The 17358-nt window shown below is 68.4% G+C and carries 13 protein-coding genes and 1 pseudogene; 11 read left to right on the top strand and 3 right to left on the bottom strand.

The features are described 5' to 3' along the window. The first annotated feature begins 2 nt into the window (after nucleotides 1-2). The gene (locus XAN126_RS0107425) at nucleotides 3-746 is read left to right on the top strand and encodes an MBL fold metallo-hydrolase (RefSeq protein ID WP_024277962.1); all 744 of its coding nucleotides are present in this window, start codon (nucleotides 3-5) and stop codon (nucleotides 744-746) included. Then, complete coding sequence (locus XAN126_RS0107420; RefSeq protein WP_024277961.1) at nucleotides 730-1392, top strand: uracil-DNA glycosylase family protein; 663 nt, start codon at nucleotides 730-732, stop codon at nucleotides 1390-1392. Before XAN126_RS0107425 ends, XAN126_RS0107420 begins: the two co-directional genes overlap by 17 nt. A gap of 404 nt (nucleotides 1393-1796) precedes the next feature. Here the strand turns inward: XAN126_RS0107420 and XAN126_RS0107415 are convergent, their stop codons facing one another. Both XAN126_RS0107415 and XAN126_RS0107410 read right to left on the bottom strand, forming a co-directional pair. Continuing rightward, a complete protein-coding gene (locus XAN126_RS0107415) occupies nucleotides 1797-2342 on the bottom strand; it encodes a hypothetical protein (protein ID WP_024277960.1) in 546 nt (181 codons plus the stop codon). A gap of 233 nt (nucleotides 2343-2575) precedes the next feature. Next, nucleotides 2576-3034, bottom strand: a complete 459-nt coding sequence (locus XAN126_RS0107410) for a carboxymuconolactone decarboxylase family protein (protein WP_024277959.1) — start codon at nucleotides 3032-3034, stop codon at nucleotides 2576-2578. A gap of 138 nt (nucleotides 3035-3172) precedes the next feature. On the opposite strand from XAN126_RS0107410, the gene XAN126_RS0107405 reads away from it, so the two are divergent. The 4 genes from XAN126_RS0107405 (at nucleotide 3173) to XAN126_RS0107390 (ending at nucleotide 9222) form a co-directional block, all read left to right on the top strand. Next, nucleotides 3173-3667: an Rrf2 family transcriptional regulator gene (locus tag XAN126_RS0107405; protein ID WP_024277958.1), complete on the top strand. Its 495-nt coding sequence runs from the start codon at nucleotides 3173-3175 to the stop codon at nucleotides 3665-3667. 211 nt (nucleotides 3668-3878) lie between these two features. Then, a complete protein-coding gene (locus XAN126_RS0107400) occupies nucleotides 3879-4370 on the top strand; it encodes a ferritin-like domain-containing protein (RefSeq protein WP_024277957.1) in 492 nt (163 codons plus the stop codon). Nucleotides 4371-4563: 193 nt separating this feature from the next. Next, a complete protein-coding gene (locus XAN126_RS0107395) occupies nucleotides 4564-6609 on the top strand; it encodes an NAD(+) synthase (protein ID WP_024277956.1) in 2046 nt (681 codons plus the stop codon). A 372-nt stretch (nucleotides 6610-6981) separates the two neighbouring features. Continuing rightward, the gene (locus XAN126_RS0107390) at nucleotides 6982-9222 is read left to right on the top strand and encodes a fibronectin type III domain-containing protein (protein WP_024277955.1); all 2241 of its coding nucleotides are present in this window, start codon (nucleotides 6982-6984) and stop codon (nucleotides 9220-9222) included. A gap of 51 nt (nucleotides 9223-9273) precedes the next feature. Here the strand turns inward: XAN126_RS0107390 and XAN126_RS0107385 are convergent, their stop codons facing one another. Continuing rightward, nucleotides 9274-10323, bottom strand: a complete 1050-nt coding sequence (locus XAN126_RS0107385) for a GlxA family transcriptional regulator (protein ID WP_024277954.1) — start codon at nucleotides 10321-10323, stop codon at nucleotides 9274-9276. A gap of 151 nt (nucleotides 10324-10474) precedes the next feature. Between XAN126_RS0107385 and XAN126_RS0107380 the strand changes: the two genes are divergently transcribed. The 5 genes and pseudogenes from XAN126_RS0107380 (at nucleotide 10475) to phnD (ending at nucleotide 17295) form a co-directional block, all read left to right on the top strand. Beyond that, nucleotides 10475-11821, top strand: a complete 1347-nt coding sequence (locus XAN126_RS0107380) for an L-serine ammonia-lyase (RefSeq protein WP_024277953.1) — start codon at nucleotides 10475-10477, stop codon at nucleotides 11819-11821. A 162-nt stretch (nucleotides 11822-11983) separates the two neighbouring features. After that, nucleotides 11984-13258, top strand: coding sequence for a serine hydroxymethyltransferase (glyA, locus tag XAN126_RS0107375; protein WP_024277952.1), 1275 nt, complete (start codon nucleotides 11984-11986; stop codon nucleotides 13256-13258). Nucleotides 13259-13478: 220 nt separating this feature from the next. Further along, nucleotides 13479-14738, top strand: a complete 1260-nt coding sequence (locus tag XAN126_RS0107370; protein WP_024277951.1) for an amidase — start codon at nucleotides 13479-13481, stop codon at nucleotides 14736-14738. A gap of 749 nt (nucleotides 14739-15487) precedes the next feature. After that, nucleotides 15488-16234: pseudogene (phnC, locus tag XAN126_RS0107360) on the top strand (phosphonate ABC transporter ATP-binding protein); the annotation flags it as partial. Between the two features lie 152 nt (nucleotides 16235-16386). Beyond that, nucleotides 16387-17295 (top strand): phosphonate ABC transporter substrate-binding protein, encoded by a 909-nt coding sequence (phnD, locus tag XAN126_RS0107355; RefSeq protein WP_024277949.1) that lies wholly within the window; start codon nucleotides 16387-16389, stop codon nucleotides 17293-17295. Nucleotides 17296-17358: the final 63 nt, after the last annotated feature.

Raw genomic sequence — 17358 nt, 5'->3', positions numbered from 1 at the left:
TCATGAAGCTAAAGGTGGTGGGTTGCGGGGATGCGTTCGGCTCGGGCGGGCGGGGAAACTCCTGCTACCGCATCGAGACGGACGGGCATGTCGCAACCCTCGACTTCGGTGCGAGTTCACTCGTTCAAATGCACCGGTTCGGCATGGATTCCAGTGCGGTTCGGCAGGTGTTCATCAGCCATCTGCATGGCGATCACTTCGGTGGCCTGCCCTTCCTCCTGCTCGACGGCCAGTTCGTCCACCGCCGGAGCGAGTCGCTGACCATCATCGGCCCGCCCGGTACCAGGGTACGGATGGACGCGGCCATGGAGGTGCTGTTCCCGAAGATGGCCAGCAATGCCTGGCGGTTCGACTTCGAGGTCAAGGAGGTGGAGCCCGGCTCGACCTCCCGGCACGGCCCCTTCACCCTCACCACCGCCGAGGTGATCCACGGTTCGGGCGCGCCCTCCACCGCGCTCAGGATCACCGACGGCAAGCGCACCCTCGCCTTCTCCGGCGATACGGAATGGACGGACGCGCTCCTACCCGTCGCCAATGGCGCCGACCTCTTCATCTGCGAGTGCTTCGCCTTCGAGGGCAGCCCGCACGGCCACATGGCCTACGAGACCATCGCCGCCAAGCGCGAGGCGCTGGGCGCGAAACACATCCTCCTCACCCACATGGGCGACGAGATGTGGGCGCGGCGGGGCGAGGTGGACCAAACCCATTTCACCGTGGCCGAGGACGGGCTTGAGCTCAGCATCTGAGGACGACCTCGACGCGCTGGTCGCCCGCATCCGCGCTTGCCGGGTCTGCCGTGAGGCCCCGCGCGGGGCGCCCCTGCCGCACGAGCCGCGGCCAGTGCTTCAGGTGTCCGCCGCCGCGTCCATCCTGATTGCAAGCCAGGCGCCGGGGACGAAGGTGCACCTTTCGGGCCTGCCCTTCACCGATGCCTCGGGCGATCGGCTGCGGGCCTGGATGGGGGTGGACAAGGACACCTTCTACGATGCCGCCCACATCGCCATCGCCCCCATGGGCTTCTGCTTTCCGGGGCAGGATGCATCAGGGGGCGACCTGCCGCCCCGGCGGGAATGCGTCGCCACCTGGCACGACACGCTGTTCGCCACTTTGCCGCCATTCCGGCTGATCCTTGCGGTGGGGCGGCCGGCGCAGGCCTATCACCTCGCCCGCCTCGGCCTCGCGGCGCACCTGAAGCCTAGCCTCACCGAGACGGTGGCCAACTGGCGGGCGGTGCGCGCGGCGGGGGAAAAGCTCGCCCATCCGGTGGCGGTCTATACGCTGCCCCATCCCTCGTGGCGCAACACCGGCTGGCTGAAGAAGAACCCCTATTTCGAGGCCGAGCTGCTGCCGCAGCTCCAGGCGGACATCGCGCGGGCGCTCGGGCGGAGCTGACCGGACGGGCGCTCCGGGAGGACGACGGCCACGCCCTTGCGCCGGCAGCACTCCCTCTCCCCTTGCGGGAGAGGGTTGGGGTGAGGGGTATTGCTCCATTTGCCCCAGCACCGGGATTGCGCGGCCAGCCCCCTCACCCCCGGCCCCTCTCCCGCGAGGGGAGAGGGGGGCCGCCCCATAACCGCCCTCGCGCCCCGGACGCATGGAGCGCCAGCGGAATGCGAAGCCGGGGCCCAGTGCAAAGGGCCGCCGAAGGCGCTTCCAAAAACCAGCGCTCTGAGGTTTTGCCCCGCTGCGCGGGACTTTTTGCGCTGGACCCCGGATCGGCGCTCCACCTGCGGTGTTGCTTGTCCGGGGAACGAAGGCGCCGGCTGCGCCCTCCCTGCCGGCTCCCCCTTTGCCCCTCAAATCCGCAGGCGGGCCCACAAGATGAAGCCGGCGCCGGCCACGGCGGCAGCGCCCACCAGCGCCACGAAGAGGGCGGACTGGTCGAGCCATGCCACGGCCGGCACGCAGAGGGCCATGAACACGCCGTTCAGCCCCATGCGCCACGACTGGGTGTGGACGCCTGCCACGAAGCTGCCCAGCGCCAGCAGCAGCAGCACGATGAGGCTGGTGGAATCCGCATCCGCCACCGCCTGCACGCTCGGCAGGAACACGAGGTTCATGGCGGCGAGGAAGGCGCCCCAGTGGAGGAGCTGCGTCACCACCAGCCGCACGCGCTGCTCCTTCAGCGTGGCGCGCCCCCAGCCGGCGAAGATGCCCACCGCGCAGCTCGCCAGCGCCACGAATTCCCAGAACGTCACCAGCGGCCGGCGGGTCATCGCCACATAGGCGACGCCGCCCACGGTGAGGGCGAGGATGGCGAGATAGGGCCCTTCGCGCAGCCAGAAGTCGCGGCCTGCGCTCGCATCCATGGATGAGCCACCCGGCGTGCGATTGTCCACCATTCCGATCTCTCCCGCCTCGCGCCGCGCGCACCCTCTGGACGTGCACCCGCTAGATCGATTCAATCTGCTCGGATCATCCACCCGAACGCAACGGAAGTCCCATGCCTATCCCCAGCACCGATGTCGTGACCGAAATGGCGGGTTTCGGGTGCTGCTGTGTGCCGCCGAAGCGGGAGAGCCGCGGGACATCGCCATCCCGCGCGCTCGTGGTCGTGTCTCAGGTGGGAATTGCCTCAGGCGGCAGCGGGGCGGTCCACCGGATGCAGCATGCGCGAGGAGACCGCGATGCGGTTCCACACATTGATGGTGCCGATGGCGATGGTGAGCGTGGCGATCTCCTCGGTTGAGAACGCCGCCGTCACCGCCGCATAGGCGCTGTCGGGAATGCCGGTCTGCGCGATGAGCGTCACGCTCTCGATCCATTCCAGCGCCGCCCGGTCGCGGGCGCTGTAGAGGGGCGATTCGCGCCACGCGGTGAGCATGTGGAGATGCTGGGCGGGAATGCCGTCGGCGAGCGACTCCTTCACATGCATGTCGATGCAATAGGCGCAACCGTTGATCTGCGACGCCCGGAGCTTGACCAGATGGAGCAGGCGCTTCTCCAGCCCCGACTTCATCACCGCCCCGTCCAGCGCGCGCACAGCCGCGTAGAGCGCGGGCGCGGCCTCGGCCACGTTCATCCTCGATTCCATGCCCTCTCTCCTGTCTGTCTCTTCCGATTTGCGATCCCGCCCGTCCATGGCCGAGAATCATAGATATATTATATCTATGATTATCGGAGTAGGAAAGAGTCCGTGCCGGTCGTGGACCTTAGGCAATCCGGAGCAGGCATGAGGCGGTTGGGAGACGGGGTAGAGGCGGCGCTGCACTGTGCGCTGGTGCTGTGCTGGCTGGAGCCGGGCAAGGTGATGCCCGGCAAGAGCCTTGCCGAGATGCATGGCCTGTCGGAGAGCTATCTCCTTAAGCACATGCGCGCCCTCACCGAAGCCGGCCTCGTGGAGGCGCTGCCCGGCCCGCGCGGCGGCTACCGGCTGGCGCGGCAGCCGGGCGAGATCACGCTGCTCGACATCGTGGAAGCCATCGACGGCAAAGAGCCCGCCTTCACCTGCAAAGAGATCCGCCAGCGCGGCCCGGGAAAATCCAAGGACCCCTGCGCCTACAGGACCGACTGCTTCATCAAGCGCCGGATGCTGGCGGCGGAAGAGCTGTGGCGCCAGTCGCTGCGCGCGCAGACCCTCGCCGATCTCGCTCAGGATGGCGACGCGCTGATCGACGCCGAGAGCAAGAAGACAATCGCCGCCTTCGTGCGCGACGCCCAGCGCTAGGCGCCGCGCCGCTGCGGAACTTCGCCGCCGCTTGCCCGTTGTGCTCGCAGCCCGGTGCGTATTTGCGCGGGTGATCGCCCAAGGACAGACCCGATCCACCCGTAGCCGCCGCGGATGGATGCGCGCTGGCGTATGCGGCGGCGCGGCGGTGTGAATTGGGTCGGCGACACCAGAACAACCGGCGGTAACGCGAACCGAAAGGAACCCCCACATGGCACAGGCCAAGTCCTTGCACGACCTTTTCTCCGAAACGCTGAAGGACATCTATTACGCGGAAAAGCAGATCCTTCGGGCGCTGCCGAAGATGGCGAAATCGGCCCAGTCGGAAGAGCTGAAGACCGCCTTTCTCACCCATCAGGAGCAGACGGAAGGCCAGATCGAGCGCCTGGAACAGGTGTTCGAGATGATGGGGAAGGCGGCACGCGGCAAGCACTGCCCGGCCATCGTCGGCATCGTGGACGAGGGCAAGGAGATCATGGAGGACTTCGCCGGCACCGACGCGCTGGATGCCGGCCTCCTCTCCGCCGCCCAAGCGGTGGAGCATTACGAGATCGCCCGCTACGGCACGCTGAAGACCTGGGCCGCCCAGCTCGGCCTCGCCGATGCGGTGCCCCTGCTGGAGGCGACCCTCAAGGAGGAGAAGGAGACCGACCAGCTCCTCACCCGCCTCGCCTCCGCCGACGTGAACAAGAAGGCGGCCTGACGTGGCCCACCCGGCGCCCGCTCCGGCGGGCGCCGGGTGTCACGAAAGAGCGGCCCGCTCCGGCGGGTGCCGGCTTCATGAGAGGGGGCGTCCTTGCGCTGGCATTCGCCGCCCCGCGCCCTATGCTCCGGATCGAGATTCACCGGAGAGTCCTGCCCGCGCCCCCGCGCGGACCCGGGACGACAGGGACGCGATGCGAGACTACCGCTGCCTCTACCGCCACGACTTCCTGCGCATTGCGGCCTGCGTGCCGCGCGGGGCCGTCGCGGACCCGAGCTTCGCCGTTGCCGAGACGCTGGAGATGGCCACCCAAGGCCATGAGGACGGCGTCGCCCTGATGCTCTTCCCCGAGCTGGGCCTGTCCTCCTACGCCATCGACGATCTCTTGTTCCAGGCCCCGCTGCTGGATGCGGTGGAGGGCGCGCTCGCGACCCTCGTCGCAGCCTCGCAGGATCTCTCCCCCGTGCTGGCGGTGGGCGCGCCGCTCCGCCATCAGGGGCGGCTCTACAATACGGCGGTGGTGATCCATGGCGGGGTGATCCTCGGCGTGGTGCCGAAGAGCTACCCGCCCAATTATCGCGAGTTCTACGAGCGCCGCCACTTCACGCCCGGCCTCGACGAGCACGGCGGCTTCATCCGCCTGCTGGGCGAAGACGTGCCGTTCGGCGTGGACCTCCTGTTCCGGTCCGAGGGGGAGGTGCCCTACACCTTCCATGTGGAGATCTGCGAGGACGTGTGGGTGCCCCTGCCGCCCTCCACGCGGGCCGCGCTCGCCGGCGCGGAAGTGCTGCTGAACCTTTCCGCCAGCAACATCACCATCGGCAAGGCGGAATCCCGCCGCCTGCTGTGCGGCGGCCAATCCGCCCGCTGCATCGCCGCCTATGCCTATTCGGCGGCGGGGCCGGGGGAATCCACCACCGATCTCGCCTGGGATGGCCACGCCGCCATCTTCGAATATGGCGACACCCTTGCGGAGGCGGAGCGCTTCGCCCCCGACGCCACCATGGCGGTGGCGGACATCGATCTCGGGCGGCTGCGGCAGGAGCGCATGCGGGTCAACACGTTCGGGGAGTGCGCGCGGCTGGAGCGCGACAGCGCCCCGCCCTTCCGCACCGCCCAATTCGCCTACGAGCCGCCCGCCGAGCCCGTGCGCCTCGCGCGCGACGTGGCGCGCTTCCCCTTCGTGCCCAACGATCCGGCGCGCCTCACGGAAGACTGCTACGAGGCCTACAACATCCAGGTGCAGGGCCTCGCCCAGCGCCTCGCCTCCACCGGCATGTCGCGGGTGGTCATCGGCGTCTCCGGCGGCCTTGATTCCACGCAGGCCCTCATCGTCGCCGTGCGCGCCATGGACCGCGTCGGCCATCCCCGCTCCAACGTGCTGGCCTATACCCTGCCTGGCTTCGCCACTTCCGACGAGACCAAGGGCAACGCCTGGGCGCTGATGCGCGCGCTCGGGGTGAGCGCCGAGGAGATCGACATCCGCCCCGCCGCCCGGCAGATGCTGGCCGATCTCGGCCACCCCTTCGCCGAGGGCCGGGCGGCCTATGACGTGACCTTCGAGAATGTGCAGGCGGGCCTGCGCACGGACTATCTGTTCCGCCTCGCCAACCACCATCGCGGCCTCGTGGTGGGCACCGGCGACCTCTCCGAACTGGGGCTCGGCTGGTGCACCTATGGCGTCGGGGACCAGATGTCCCACTACAACGTCAACGCCTCGGTGCCGAAGACGCTGATCCAGCACCTCATCCGCTTCGTCGCCGCGTCCGGTGACGTGAGCGAGGAGACGGCCAGCATCCTCCACGCCATCCTCGCCACCGAGATTTCCCCGGAGCTGGTGCCGGCCACCGAAGGGGGCACCATCCAGTCCACCCAGAGCATCATCGGCCCCTACCCGCTCCAGGACTTCACGCTCTTCTACCTGACCCGCTACGGCTTTCCGCCGTCCAAGATCGCCTTCCTCGCCGAGCACGCCTGGGCGGACAAGGACGCGGGGCGCTGGCCGCGCGGCATCCCCGAGGGCGAGAAGCGGGCCTATGACCTCGCCGAAATCCGTCGCTGGATGAAGGTGTTCCTCTCGCGCTTCTTCACCAGCCAGTTCAAGCGCTCGGCGCTGCCCAACGGGCCGAAGATCTCCTCCGGCGGCTCCCTCTCCCCCCGCGGCGACTGGCGCCAGCCCTCCGACAGCGGGCCGGGCGTGTGGCTCGCCGAGCTGGAGCGCAACGTCCCGGAGGCGTAGCGGGAAAGGCGCGGACCGAACGCCAGCTCAGGTGTGCGTAAAGCAAGTCTGTGTCGCAGGTTGTTGATGCCGCATGGTCAAGCCCTCGCTTGCAGCATGGAAGTACAACGCACCCTCGCACCGCCGCGCCCCAGCGTGGAGCGTGCATTTCATGAAAGAACAACCAGAAATGCGGCGACGGCGAGCGCGCACGGCCAATACTATACTTTCCGATTAAACCTGAATAATTCTAATAATCTTTCTTGGAATCGAACCATACAAAACATCATTTAAGCATAAGCAACACGTTTCCCGATCAAATTTTTACTGTATCAACCATTGATCATGGCTTCGCCAGACCTATAATCCCCCAAGCCGGTACAGGGGGATGGCATGGCAAACGTTACACTGACGTGGACTTGGGGCCTTCACGAGGTCGACACTTTCAATCCGGCTACGGAGGTCATCGACTTCGGCTGGGTGAGCGCGGACTACGTCACCATCGCTGAGGTGGCGGGTTCGGTGGTGATCTCGCTGCCGTCCACGGAGCAGACCTATACGTTGCAGGGCGTTACCCTCGCGGATCTCTCGATCGCCAACATCGTCGCCAATGACGGCTCCATCTTCGCCGCATGGACGGCGGCCCTTGCCGACAGCCATCCCGTCACCGGCCAGACGGTGACGATCGCCGCCGACTACGGCACCAACACCCTGGTGAATTTCAACCCGTCGCAGGACGTGCTCGATTTCGGTAACCTGGCGGCGGCCGACTTCGCCCTCGCCGAGGTCGATGGCTCCGCGGTGATTTTCCTGCCCGCGTCCCAGCAGACCTACATTCTCGTCGGCGTCAGCCTCGACGACCTCACCCTGGCGAACATCCACGGTACGGTCGGCTCCACCTTCACGGAATGGAACACCGAGCTCGCCGTCGACCATGATACGACCGCGCCCAGCCCCACCTATCACGCTCCGACGACCTACACCGTGGGCTGGCAGTGGAACACGCAGACCACCCTCGACTTCGACCCGGCGCAGGACAAGCTGGACTTCGGCTGGCTGCTGCCGCAGGACTTCACCATCGCCGAGGTGAACGGGTCGGTCGTCATCGTCCTCGCCGCCAACCAGCGCACGATCACGCTGGAGGGGGTGAGCCTCGCCAACCTCTCCACCGACAACATCACCGCCCAGACCAGCCTGGTGACGAACGCCTGGGCCGATGCCATCGCCGACGCGACGGGCGGCTCGTCCGGCTCGGGTGGGACCCTGCCCGTGATAGATGATGCACCCGACTGGTCCGCCACCACCGCCTACATCGCCGGCGATCAGGTGACGGTCGGCCATGTGGTCTATGAAGCCAAGTGGTGGACGCTGGGCAGCGATCCCGAGCACGACTACGGTCCGGCAGGGTCCGGCCATGTCTGGACCAAGGTCGGCTATGCCGACCTGATCCCGGTCGCTCCCCAGACGCCGGATGATTTCCACGCCGCGACCACGACCGACACGTCTGTGACGCTCACCTGGGACGCCGCGGAAATCTTCAGCGTAGGCACGATCTCCGCCTACGACATCTATCAGGACGGCACCCTCGTCGGCAGCACGACGGAGCGCAGCTTCAAGGTGGCCGGCCTGTCGGCGGACACCGGCTACAGCTTCACCATCGTCGCCCACGACGAGGCCGGTGCATCGACCGCCTCCACCCCACTGTCCATAACCACCGACGCGGCCGGCAGCCATGCGGCCGACGGCCAGGTTTTCTCGCCCTATATCGACCTGTGGCTGGCCTCCAGCCAGCATACCGATATCGTGCAGGCGGTCGCCGATGCCGACGTCTCGGCCGTCACGCTCGCCTTCATCGTCGGCACCGGGACGAACGAGATCGGCTGGGCCGGTGTGGGCTCCATCGCCAGCGATGCGCTGGCCGACGGCACCTCCATCAGCGGTGTCATCGCGGACCTCCAGGCCAACGGGGTGGACGTGACCATCTCGTTCGGCGGCGGTCATGCCGAGGAACCGGCGCTCTATTTCAGCAGCGCCACGGCGCTCACCGCCGCCTACCAGTCGGTGATCGACACCTATGGCGTGACCTCACTCGACTTCGACATCGAGGGCGCTGCGCTGACCAACGACACCGCCAGCGCCCTGCGCAATGCGGCCCTTGTGGCGCTGGAAGCCGACAATCCGGACCTGTCCGTCTCCTTCACCCTCCCGGTCCTGCCCACCGGCCTGACCCAGGACGACCTCGACCTGCTGACGGCCGCCCACGCGGCGGGAGTCGAGATCGACACCGTGAACATCATGGTGATGAATTACGGGACGGAGAACGACACCGGCGACATGGGGCAAGACGCCATCGACGCCGCCGAAGCCACCATCGCCCAGCTCCAGACTCTCGGCATCGACGCCAAGGTGGGCATTACCCCCATGGCCGGCATCAACGATGTGCAGAGCGAGGTCTTCACCCTGCAGGATGCGCAGCAGCTGGTGGATTTTGCGGATGGCAACGACCACATCGCCTCGCTCGCCATGTGGTCCCTCGGCCGCGACCACGGGGATGCGGTCGGGCACCTGACCTACACCAACAGCGGCGTCGCACAGGACGACTGGGACTTCGCCAAGATTTTCGCGACGGTCTGATCTTCGCGGCGGTCTGATCTTCGCGACCGTCTGATCGGCGCGGAAGGCCGCCTACGGCGTCTCGAACACCCGCCCTTCGCCGTCGCCCTCGATCCGCTCGGAGCGCGGCGAGAGTGTCCGGCGGAAGGCGGCGGGGGTGGCACCAAAGCGGGCCTTGAAGGCGCGGCCGAAATGGGAGCCGTCGGCAAAGCCGAGGTCGGCGGCGATACGGGCGGCGGAAAAGCGCGTGTTGGCCAACATCCAGCGCGCATGGCGCAGCCTGAGCGCCAGATAGCTTTCCTGCGGGCTTTCCCGCAAACGGTCCGCGAACAGCCGCTCCAGCTGCCGCACGCCGACGCCGAGGGCATCCGCGATGTCGGCGATGGCCAAAGGCTCGGCGAGGTTCTGCTCCATCAGCAGCAGCGCGCGGGAGACGCGGGCGTCGTCCACCGTCCCCTCCGCCCGGCGCGGGGCGGGCTGGGCGCTCTCGGCCGCGCGGGGGCGATCAATGAGGAGGATGTTGAGCGCCTTCTGGGCCGTGGCGGCGCCGAGATGCTCGGTGACGAGGCGGGCGGCGAGGTCCGCGACGCCGGCCCCGCCCGAGCAGGTGATGCGATCGCCATCCACCACGAACAGCTGGTCCGCCACCGGCACGAGGGTGGGGAATTCATCCAGGAAATCGCGGTAGTGATACCAGCTCACGCAGCATTTGCGCTGCGCCATGAGCCCCAGCCGGCACAGGAGGAACGAGCCGGTGCACACGCCGATGAGCGGTACGCCCGCCGCCGCCGCGCGCCTGAGATAGGCCGCCAGAGGGTCGGCCTGCGCCGGCACCCCGCGCAGCAGCCCGCCCACCGCCACGATGTAGTCGAACGCCTTCGGGTCCAAGAGGTCCGCGGTCGGCTGGATGTCGATGCCGCAGGACGAGCGGACGGGACGCAGGCGCGGGCTCATCACCTGCCAGGAGCAGTCGATGGGGCGGGAGCGGTCGCCCTTGTCGGCGGCGAGGCGCAGCATGTCCACGAAGCTGGAAAAGGCCGTCAGCGTGAAGTTGGGCAGCAGCACGAACCCCACCCGGAGCTTGGCGGACGGGCCGGGACGGGCGGAGAGAACGTGTCGCATCTGTTCCAGACGAAAGTCGCAAGGGGACGAGCAGGCGCCCCCGCCGGCAAGCATGATGAAGCTTCGCCCCGCCCTGGACGCGGGTCAAGTGATGCGCGACAAGTATTTGAAAAAGCGGTAGAATAATCGCACCGTTCCCGGAGGGAGACGGATGACCAGCGTGTTCGACCTGTTCAAGATCGGCATCGGGCCGTCCTCGTCCCACACCGTGGGGCCGATGGTGGCGGCGCGCCGCTTCCGGGAGGCGCTGCCCCCTGGCACCGCCCGCATCACCGCCGAGCTGTTCGGCTCGCTGGCCTGGACCGGCAAGGGCCACGGTTCCAACCGGGCCATCGCGCTCGGCCTCATGGGCGCGCGGCCGGATACGCTCGACCCGGACGACGTGCCGGCGCTGGTGGCGCGGCTGTTCATCCGCAAGTCCATCGAGGTGGATGGCGCCCGCGTCGCCTTCGATCCCGAGGCCGATCTCATCTTCGATTTCGACACGCTGATGCCGCTGCACTCCAACGCCATGCGCTTCCGCGCTTATGACGCGGACGGCGCGCGGCTCGACGAACGGGTCTTCTATTCCATCGGTGGCGGCTTCGTGGTGGCCGAGGGCGAGCCGCGCGAGCCGGAGGCGATGGAGGTTCCCCACCCCTTCGCCACCGCATCCGAGCTGCTCTCCGCCTGCGCCCGCACGGGCCTCACCATCGCCGGCCTGCAAATGGCCAATGAATGCGCGCTGCGCCCGGCGGAAGAGGTGGAGGAGAAGCTCGACGCGATCCTCGCCGCCATGTTCGCCTCCATCGATCGCGGCCTCGCGCAGGAGGGCACCCTGCCCGGCAGCCTGCGCGTGCGGCGGCGGGCCAAGGCCATCCGCGACCAGCTGGAGGCGGACCGCCACGCCAACCGCCGGCCGCCCCACGAGATCATGGATTGGGTCTCGGTCTTCGCCATGGCGGTGAACGAGGAGAATGCCGCCGGCGGGCGCATCGTCACCGCCCCCACCAATGGCGCGGCGGGCATCGTGCCGGCGGTGCTGCGCTATGTGCGCGACATCTGCCCGGACACCACCCACGCCCAGCTGCGCGCGTTCCTGCTGACCGCCGCGGCGGTGGGGGCGCTCATCAAGCGCAACGCCTCCATCTCCGGTGCGGAGGTGGGCTGCCAGGGGGAGGTCGGCTCCGCCGCCGCCATGGCCGCGGCGGGGCTCGCCTGCGTACTCGGGGCGAGCCCGGCGCAGATCGAAAATGCCGCCGAGATCGCCATGGAGCACCATCTCGGCATGACGTGCGATCCCATCGGCGGGCTGGTGCAGATCCCCTGCATCGAGCGCAACGCCTTCGGCGCCAACAAGGCCATCGCCGCCGCCTCCCTCGCGCTCCGGGGCGACGGGGTGCATCACGTCTCGCTGGATCAGGTCATCGAGACCATGCGCCAGACGGGGGCGGACATGCAGTCCAAATACAAGGAGACCTCGCAAGGCGGTCTCGCGGTGAACGTCCCGGAATGCTGAACCGCGGCCCTCTCCCCATGCGGAAGAGGGGCAGGGCGAGGGGTGTCCGCGCCCTTTGCCATGACGCCGGGAAGACCGGGGAAGCCCCCATCCCCGCCCCCGTCTCCCGCGACGGGAGAGGGAAAACTTTGTCCGAATGCCCCCCAAACGAGGAAACCGCCCATGACCCTCCACGTCTCCCCCTCCTCCGCCGAAGACACCGCCGTGTTCGATGCCATCCGCGCGGAGCTTCGGCGCCAGCAGGATCAGATCGAGCTGATCGCCTCCGAGAACATCGTGTCCGAGGCGGTGCTGAAGGCGCAGGGCTCGGTGCTCACCAACAAGTATGCCGAGGGCCTGCCCGGCAAGCGCTACTACGGCGGCTGCGAGCATGTGGACGTGGTGGAGGAGATCGCCATCGACCGCGCCAAGGCGCTGTTCGGGGCGGGCTTTGCCAATGTGCAGCCCCATTCGGGCGCGCAGGCCAATGCGGCCGTGCTGATGGCGGTGCTGAAGCCCGGCGACACCCTGCTCGGCATGTCGCTGGCGGCCGGCGGCCACCTCACCCACGGCGCGCCGCCCACCCTCTCCGGCAAGTGGTTCAACGCTATCGGCTACGGCGTCACGCCGGACACCGCCCTGATCGACTATGACGCGGTGGAGCGCCTGGCGCGGGAGCACCGGCCGAAGCTCATCATCGCCGGCGGCTCGTCCTATCCGCGCATCATCGATTTCGCCCGCTTCCGCGCCATCGCCGATCAGGTGGGCGCGCTGCTGATGGTGGATGCCGCCCACTATGCCGGGCTGATCGCCGCCGGGGCCTACCCGTCCCCCTTCCCCCACGCCCATGTGGTGACGACCACCACCCACAAGACCCTGCGCGGCCCGCGCGGCGGCCTGATCCTCACCAATGACGAGGCGCTGGCGAAGAAGCTCAATTCGGCTGTGTTCCCCGGCCTGCAGGGCGGCCCGCTGATGCATGTGATCGCCGCCAAGGCCGTGGCGTTCGGCGAGGCGCTGACACCCGAGTTCCGCGCCTATGCCACGCAGGTGGTCGCGAATGCGCGGGCGCTGGCGGCCCGGCTGTCGGAGTGCGGCGCGGCCATCGTCTCCGGCGGCACCGACAGCCATATGGTGCTGGTGGACCTGCGGCCGTTCGGCGTCACCGGCAAGGCGGCAGAAGCCGCGCTGGAGCGGGCCGGCCTGACCTGCAACAAGAACGGCATTCCGTTCGATCCGGAGAAGCCGGCCGTGACGTCCGGCATCCGCCTCGGCACCCCAGCCGGCACCACGCGCGGGTTCGGCGTGGCCGAGTTCGAGACGGTGGCCGACCTGATTGCCGACGTGCTCACCGGCCTCGCGGCCAACGGCGCCGAGACCAACGGCAAGGCCGAAGTCGCGGCGCGCGCGACCGTGCGCGACATCTGCGCCCGCTTCCCCCTGTATGCGGGGATGTGAGGGGCGATGCACTGCCCTCCTCCCCTCTCCCCTCGAGGGAGAGGGGCCGGGGGAGAGGGGGCGGCCTTTCCCGAAAGCGCCGGCCCGTCCCCTGTCGGCGAAATCCCCCTCCGCACGGGGAAAGAGGGTAGCCGTGGAGCGCCCTCGCCCCGCCATTGCCTCGGCCGCCGGTGTTGCGCATGGTGGCAGCCCATGGATGCCGAAGAGTGAGCGCATGAGCCTGCTTTCCGCCCGAGATCTTGCCGCCGATATCCGTTCCGGCCGGACCACGCCTGAAGCCGTGCTCGAACAGGTCGCCGCCGCCATCGCCGCGCACGAAAGCGAGGTCGGGGCCTTCGTGACGCTCGATCTCGATTCGGCCCGCGCCGCCGCCCGCGCGCGCGGCCTCGCCGCGACGCCGCTGGCCGGCCTGCCGGTTGGGGTGAAGGACATCCTCGACACCCGCGACCTGCCCACGACCTACGGCAGCCCCATCTATGCCGGCTACTGCCCCCGCACCGACGCGCCGGTGGTGGCCATGACACGCCGCGCCGGCGGCCTCGTCGTGGGGAAGACCGAGACCACCGAGTTCGCCTTCCTCCAGCCGACGCGCACCCGCAATCCGCGCCGCCTCACTTTCTCCCCCGGCGGTTCGTCGGCGGGGTCCGCTGCGGCGGTGGCGGCGGGGATGCTGCCGCTGGCGCTCGGCACCCAGACCGGCGGCTCGGTGATCCGCCCGGCCGCCTTCTGCGGCGTCACGGGCTACAAGCCCACCTTCCGCCTGCTGCCGACGCTGGGGATGAAGACCTTCTCCTGGCATCTCGACACCGTTGGCCTGTTCGGCGCGCGGGTGCGCGACGTGGCCTTCGCCGCCAATGCCATCGCCGGCCGCGGCCTCGATATCGGCGAGGAGACCGCCGAAGCGCCGCGCATCGCCATCGTGCGCACCGCCCGCGCCAGCGCCGCCTCGCCTGACGCCCACGCCGCGCTGGACGCCGCCGCCCGCGCCGCGGAGGCAAGGGGCGCCCGCATCTTCGATCTGGAATTGCCCGAGGCGCTGGAGGCGGCCGACGCCATCCATGGCACCGTGCAGGACTTCGAGGCCGCGCTCTCCCTCGGCGACGAGCTGGACTATGACGGCGACCGGCTTTCACCCCTGCTGCGCGGCCATCTCGAAGCCGCCCGCGCCATTCCGCCCGACCTTTATGACGGCGCGCGACGCACGGCGAAGCGGGCGCGGCATGCGCTGGGGGACGTGTTCGCGGAGGTGGATGCCATCCTCACCTTCTCCGCCCCCGGCCCCGCGCCGGAGGGATTCGCCACCACCGGCTCGGCCATCTTCAACCGGCTGTGGACGCTGATGGGGTGCCCGGCGATCAATGTGGCGGGGCTCTCCGCCGCCAACGGCATGCCCGTGGGCGTGCAGGTGGTGGGGCGTTTCGGGCGGGATCGGCAGGCGCTGGCCGTCGCGAGCCTCGTGGAAGCCGCCGTTACCGCCTGACATGCAGTATTCCACCGCGGCCGACCGTGCGCCGCAGCGGAAGGGAAAGCGTAGAAGGGGGCGCGACTTGGCGCGCGCCGCACTGCGGAAAGTCATGCGCTGCAATACTTTGCAGCGGCGATGCAGCACAACTTACCTCTTTCCGCATTTTGAGAGTTTGTTAAAGTTCTCTCAAGATCGACCCTGCGAGGCATAAGGTGACACTTGGCCATCTCCTCACCGTGATCGAGACGTGCGCGGCCTTCGGCTTCGTTGGCGCTGTGCTGCTCGGTCTGGTCTGAGGTCAGGACCCGCCACCGCCCTCATGGGACCCGAGAACAGCAATAACCGGGGTCCGGTCGATCGAAGGCGCCGGGGAGCCAACCTCCCCGGCGCCACTCGTTCCAGGTCCGGAAACACGGGCAGTCGCGCCGCCGGATACCGCCGCCCTTCTGCCTGCCCTTCATGACACGTCGTTGACATCGCCGCCGTCGCGCCCGCGCGCGCCGTCACAAACCGCCTGTCACAGACGCGCCGGCGCGACGATTGGCGGTGCCCTGGCTGTTGGCGGCGCCTTGGCCCAACGGCGCAGCGCTTGGCGCGGCATCGTCACATGGGTGTTGCGGAGCCGCGCTATCCAACCTCCCGACGCGCTGGTGTGGATCGCCTTGGCTCAGGCCGACCGATTCTCCACCGGCCAGTGATCGAGACCGCGCTGTCCGGCCGGCTTGCCCTGCAAGCGGGCCGGCGCGTGCTCTGGGAGCCTCCGGATGCTGGTGATCGAGGGCCTCACCCGACGCTTCGGCGACAAGGAGGCCGTATCCAACGTGAACCTCGCCATCGGCCAGGGCGCCTTCGTGGGCGTCATCGGCCGATCCGGGGCCGGCAAGTCCACTCTGCTGCGCATGGTCAACCGCCTGCAGGACCCCTCTTCCGGCCGCATCTCCTTCGACGGACGGGACGTCACCGCCCTCAAGGGCCACGCGCTGCGCCAATGGCGCGCCGAGGCGGCGATGATCTTCCAGCAGTTCAATCTGGTCGGCCGCCTGGACGTGCTGACCAACGTGCTCATGGGCCGCCTCGCCACCGTTCCCGCCTGGCGCGCCCTCACCAAGAGCTGGGGCGCGGATGACCGGGCCATCGCCCTTTCCGCCCTCGACCAGTTCGACATCGCCCCCCTCGCCGCCCAGCGCGCCGACAGCCTCTCCGGTGGCCAGCAGCAGCGCGTCGCCATCGCCCGCGCGCTGGCGCAGGAGCCGGCGCTGATCCTCGCCGACGAGCCCATCGCCTCGCTCGATCCGCGCAACACCAAGATCGTGATGGATGCGCTTTTGCGCATCAACAAGCACTTCGGCATCACCGTGCTGTGCAACCTGCACTCCCTCGACCTCGCCCGCACCTATTGCGACCGCCTCGTGGGCATGGCGCAGGGCCGCGTGGTGTTCGACGGCGCGCCCGCGGCGCTGACCGAGCAGGTGGCGCACGATCTCTACGGCCTGGAGGCCGGCGAGGTGATGGACACGCCCGCGCGGCGTCCCGTCGCCGCCGACGACGGCATCCCCGAAGCGGCCGCGCTCGCCTGAGCGCGTGCCTTCCGCGCCGACCCGCGACCGCGGGCCGGCCGACCCTGCTTGCCCAGTTTCGATTTCGTCCGACAGGAGCACGAGACATGCTGAACCGTCGTAGCCTGATCGCGGCCGCCGCCGCGCTCGTGATGTCCGCCGGCGCCGCCGCCGCGCAGGACTGGAAGGCCAAGTATCCCGAGCTGGTGTTCGCGGTGATCCCCGCCGAGAACGGCAGCGGCGTCACCGATCGCTACCAGCCGCTCATGGACTATCTCACCAAGCAGCTCGGCACCAAGGTGACGCTGCGCGTCGCCAACGACTATGCCGCGGTGATCGAGGGCCAGCGCGCCGGCAACATCCACATGGCCTATTACGGCCCCTCCTCCTTCGCCCGCGCGCTGATGACCGGCGCCAAGATCGACGCCTTCGCCATCGAGGTGAATGCGGACGGCACCAAGGGCTATCACTCGGTGCTCTATGTGAAGGCCGACAGCCCCTACAAGTCCATCGAGGACCTGAAGGGCAAGAACCTCTGCCTCGTCGATCCCAACTCCACCTCCGGCAACAACGTGCCGCGCTTCGCCCTGAACAAGATGGGCATCAAGCCCGACGACTTCTTCGGCAAGGTGGTCTATGCGGGCTCGCACGAGAACGCGGTGATCGGCGTGCAGCAGGGCACGTGCGATGCCGCCTTCAACTGGTGGAACGACGAGAACGAGTCCAACCTCCGGCGCATGGAGCGCAAGGGGATGGCGAAGTACGGCGACTTCCGCATCATCTTCAAGTCCGACCAGATCGTGAACTCGCCCTACGCCTATCTCTCGGACCTGCCGGCCGACCTGAAGGCCAAGATCCGCGACGCCTTCTTCTCCATCGAGAAGAACGACAAGGCCGCCTTCGACAAGATCTATGAAGGCAAGAGCCAGCTCTGGCAGCCCATCGACAATGAATCCTACGTGGGCATCATCGAGCTGAACAAGTTCGTGGACGAGCTGCGCAAGAAGAAGAGCTGAGGCTGTTCCAGCCGCCCTCTAGAGCACGCGCCGATCAAATTGATTCAATTTGATCGGATCGCG

The sequence above is a fragment of the Xanthobacter sp. 126 genome, from assembly GCF_000526175.1.
In the GTDB taxonomy this organism is placed as follows: Bacteria; Pseudomonadota; Alphaproteobacteria; order Rhizobiales; family Xanthobacteraceae; genus Xanthobacter; species Xanthobacter aminoxidans.
Note: the sequence above shows the minus strand (reverse complement) of the source record. Positions and strands in the feature narration are given on the sequence as shown.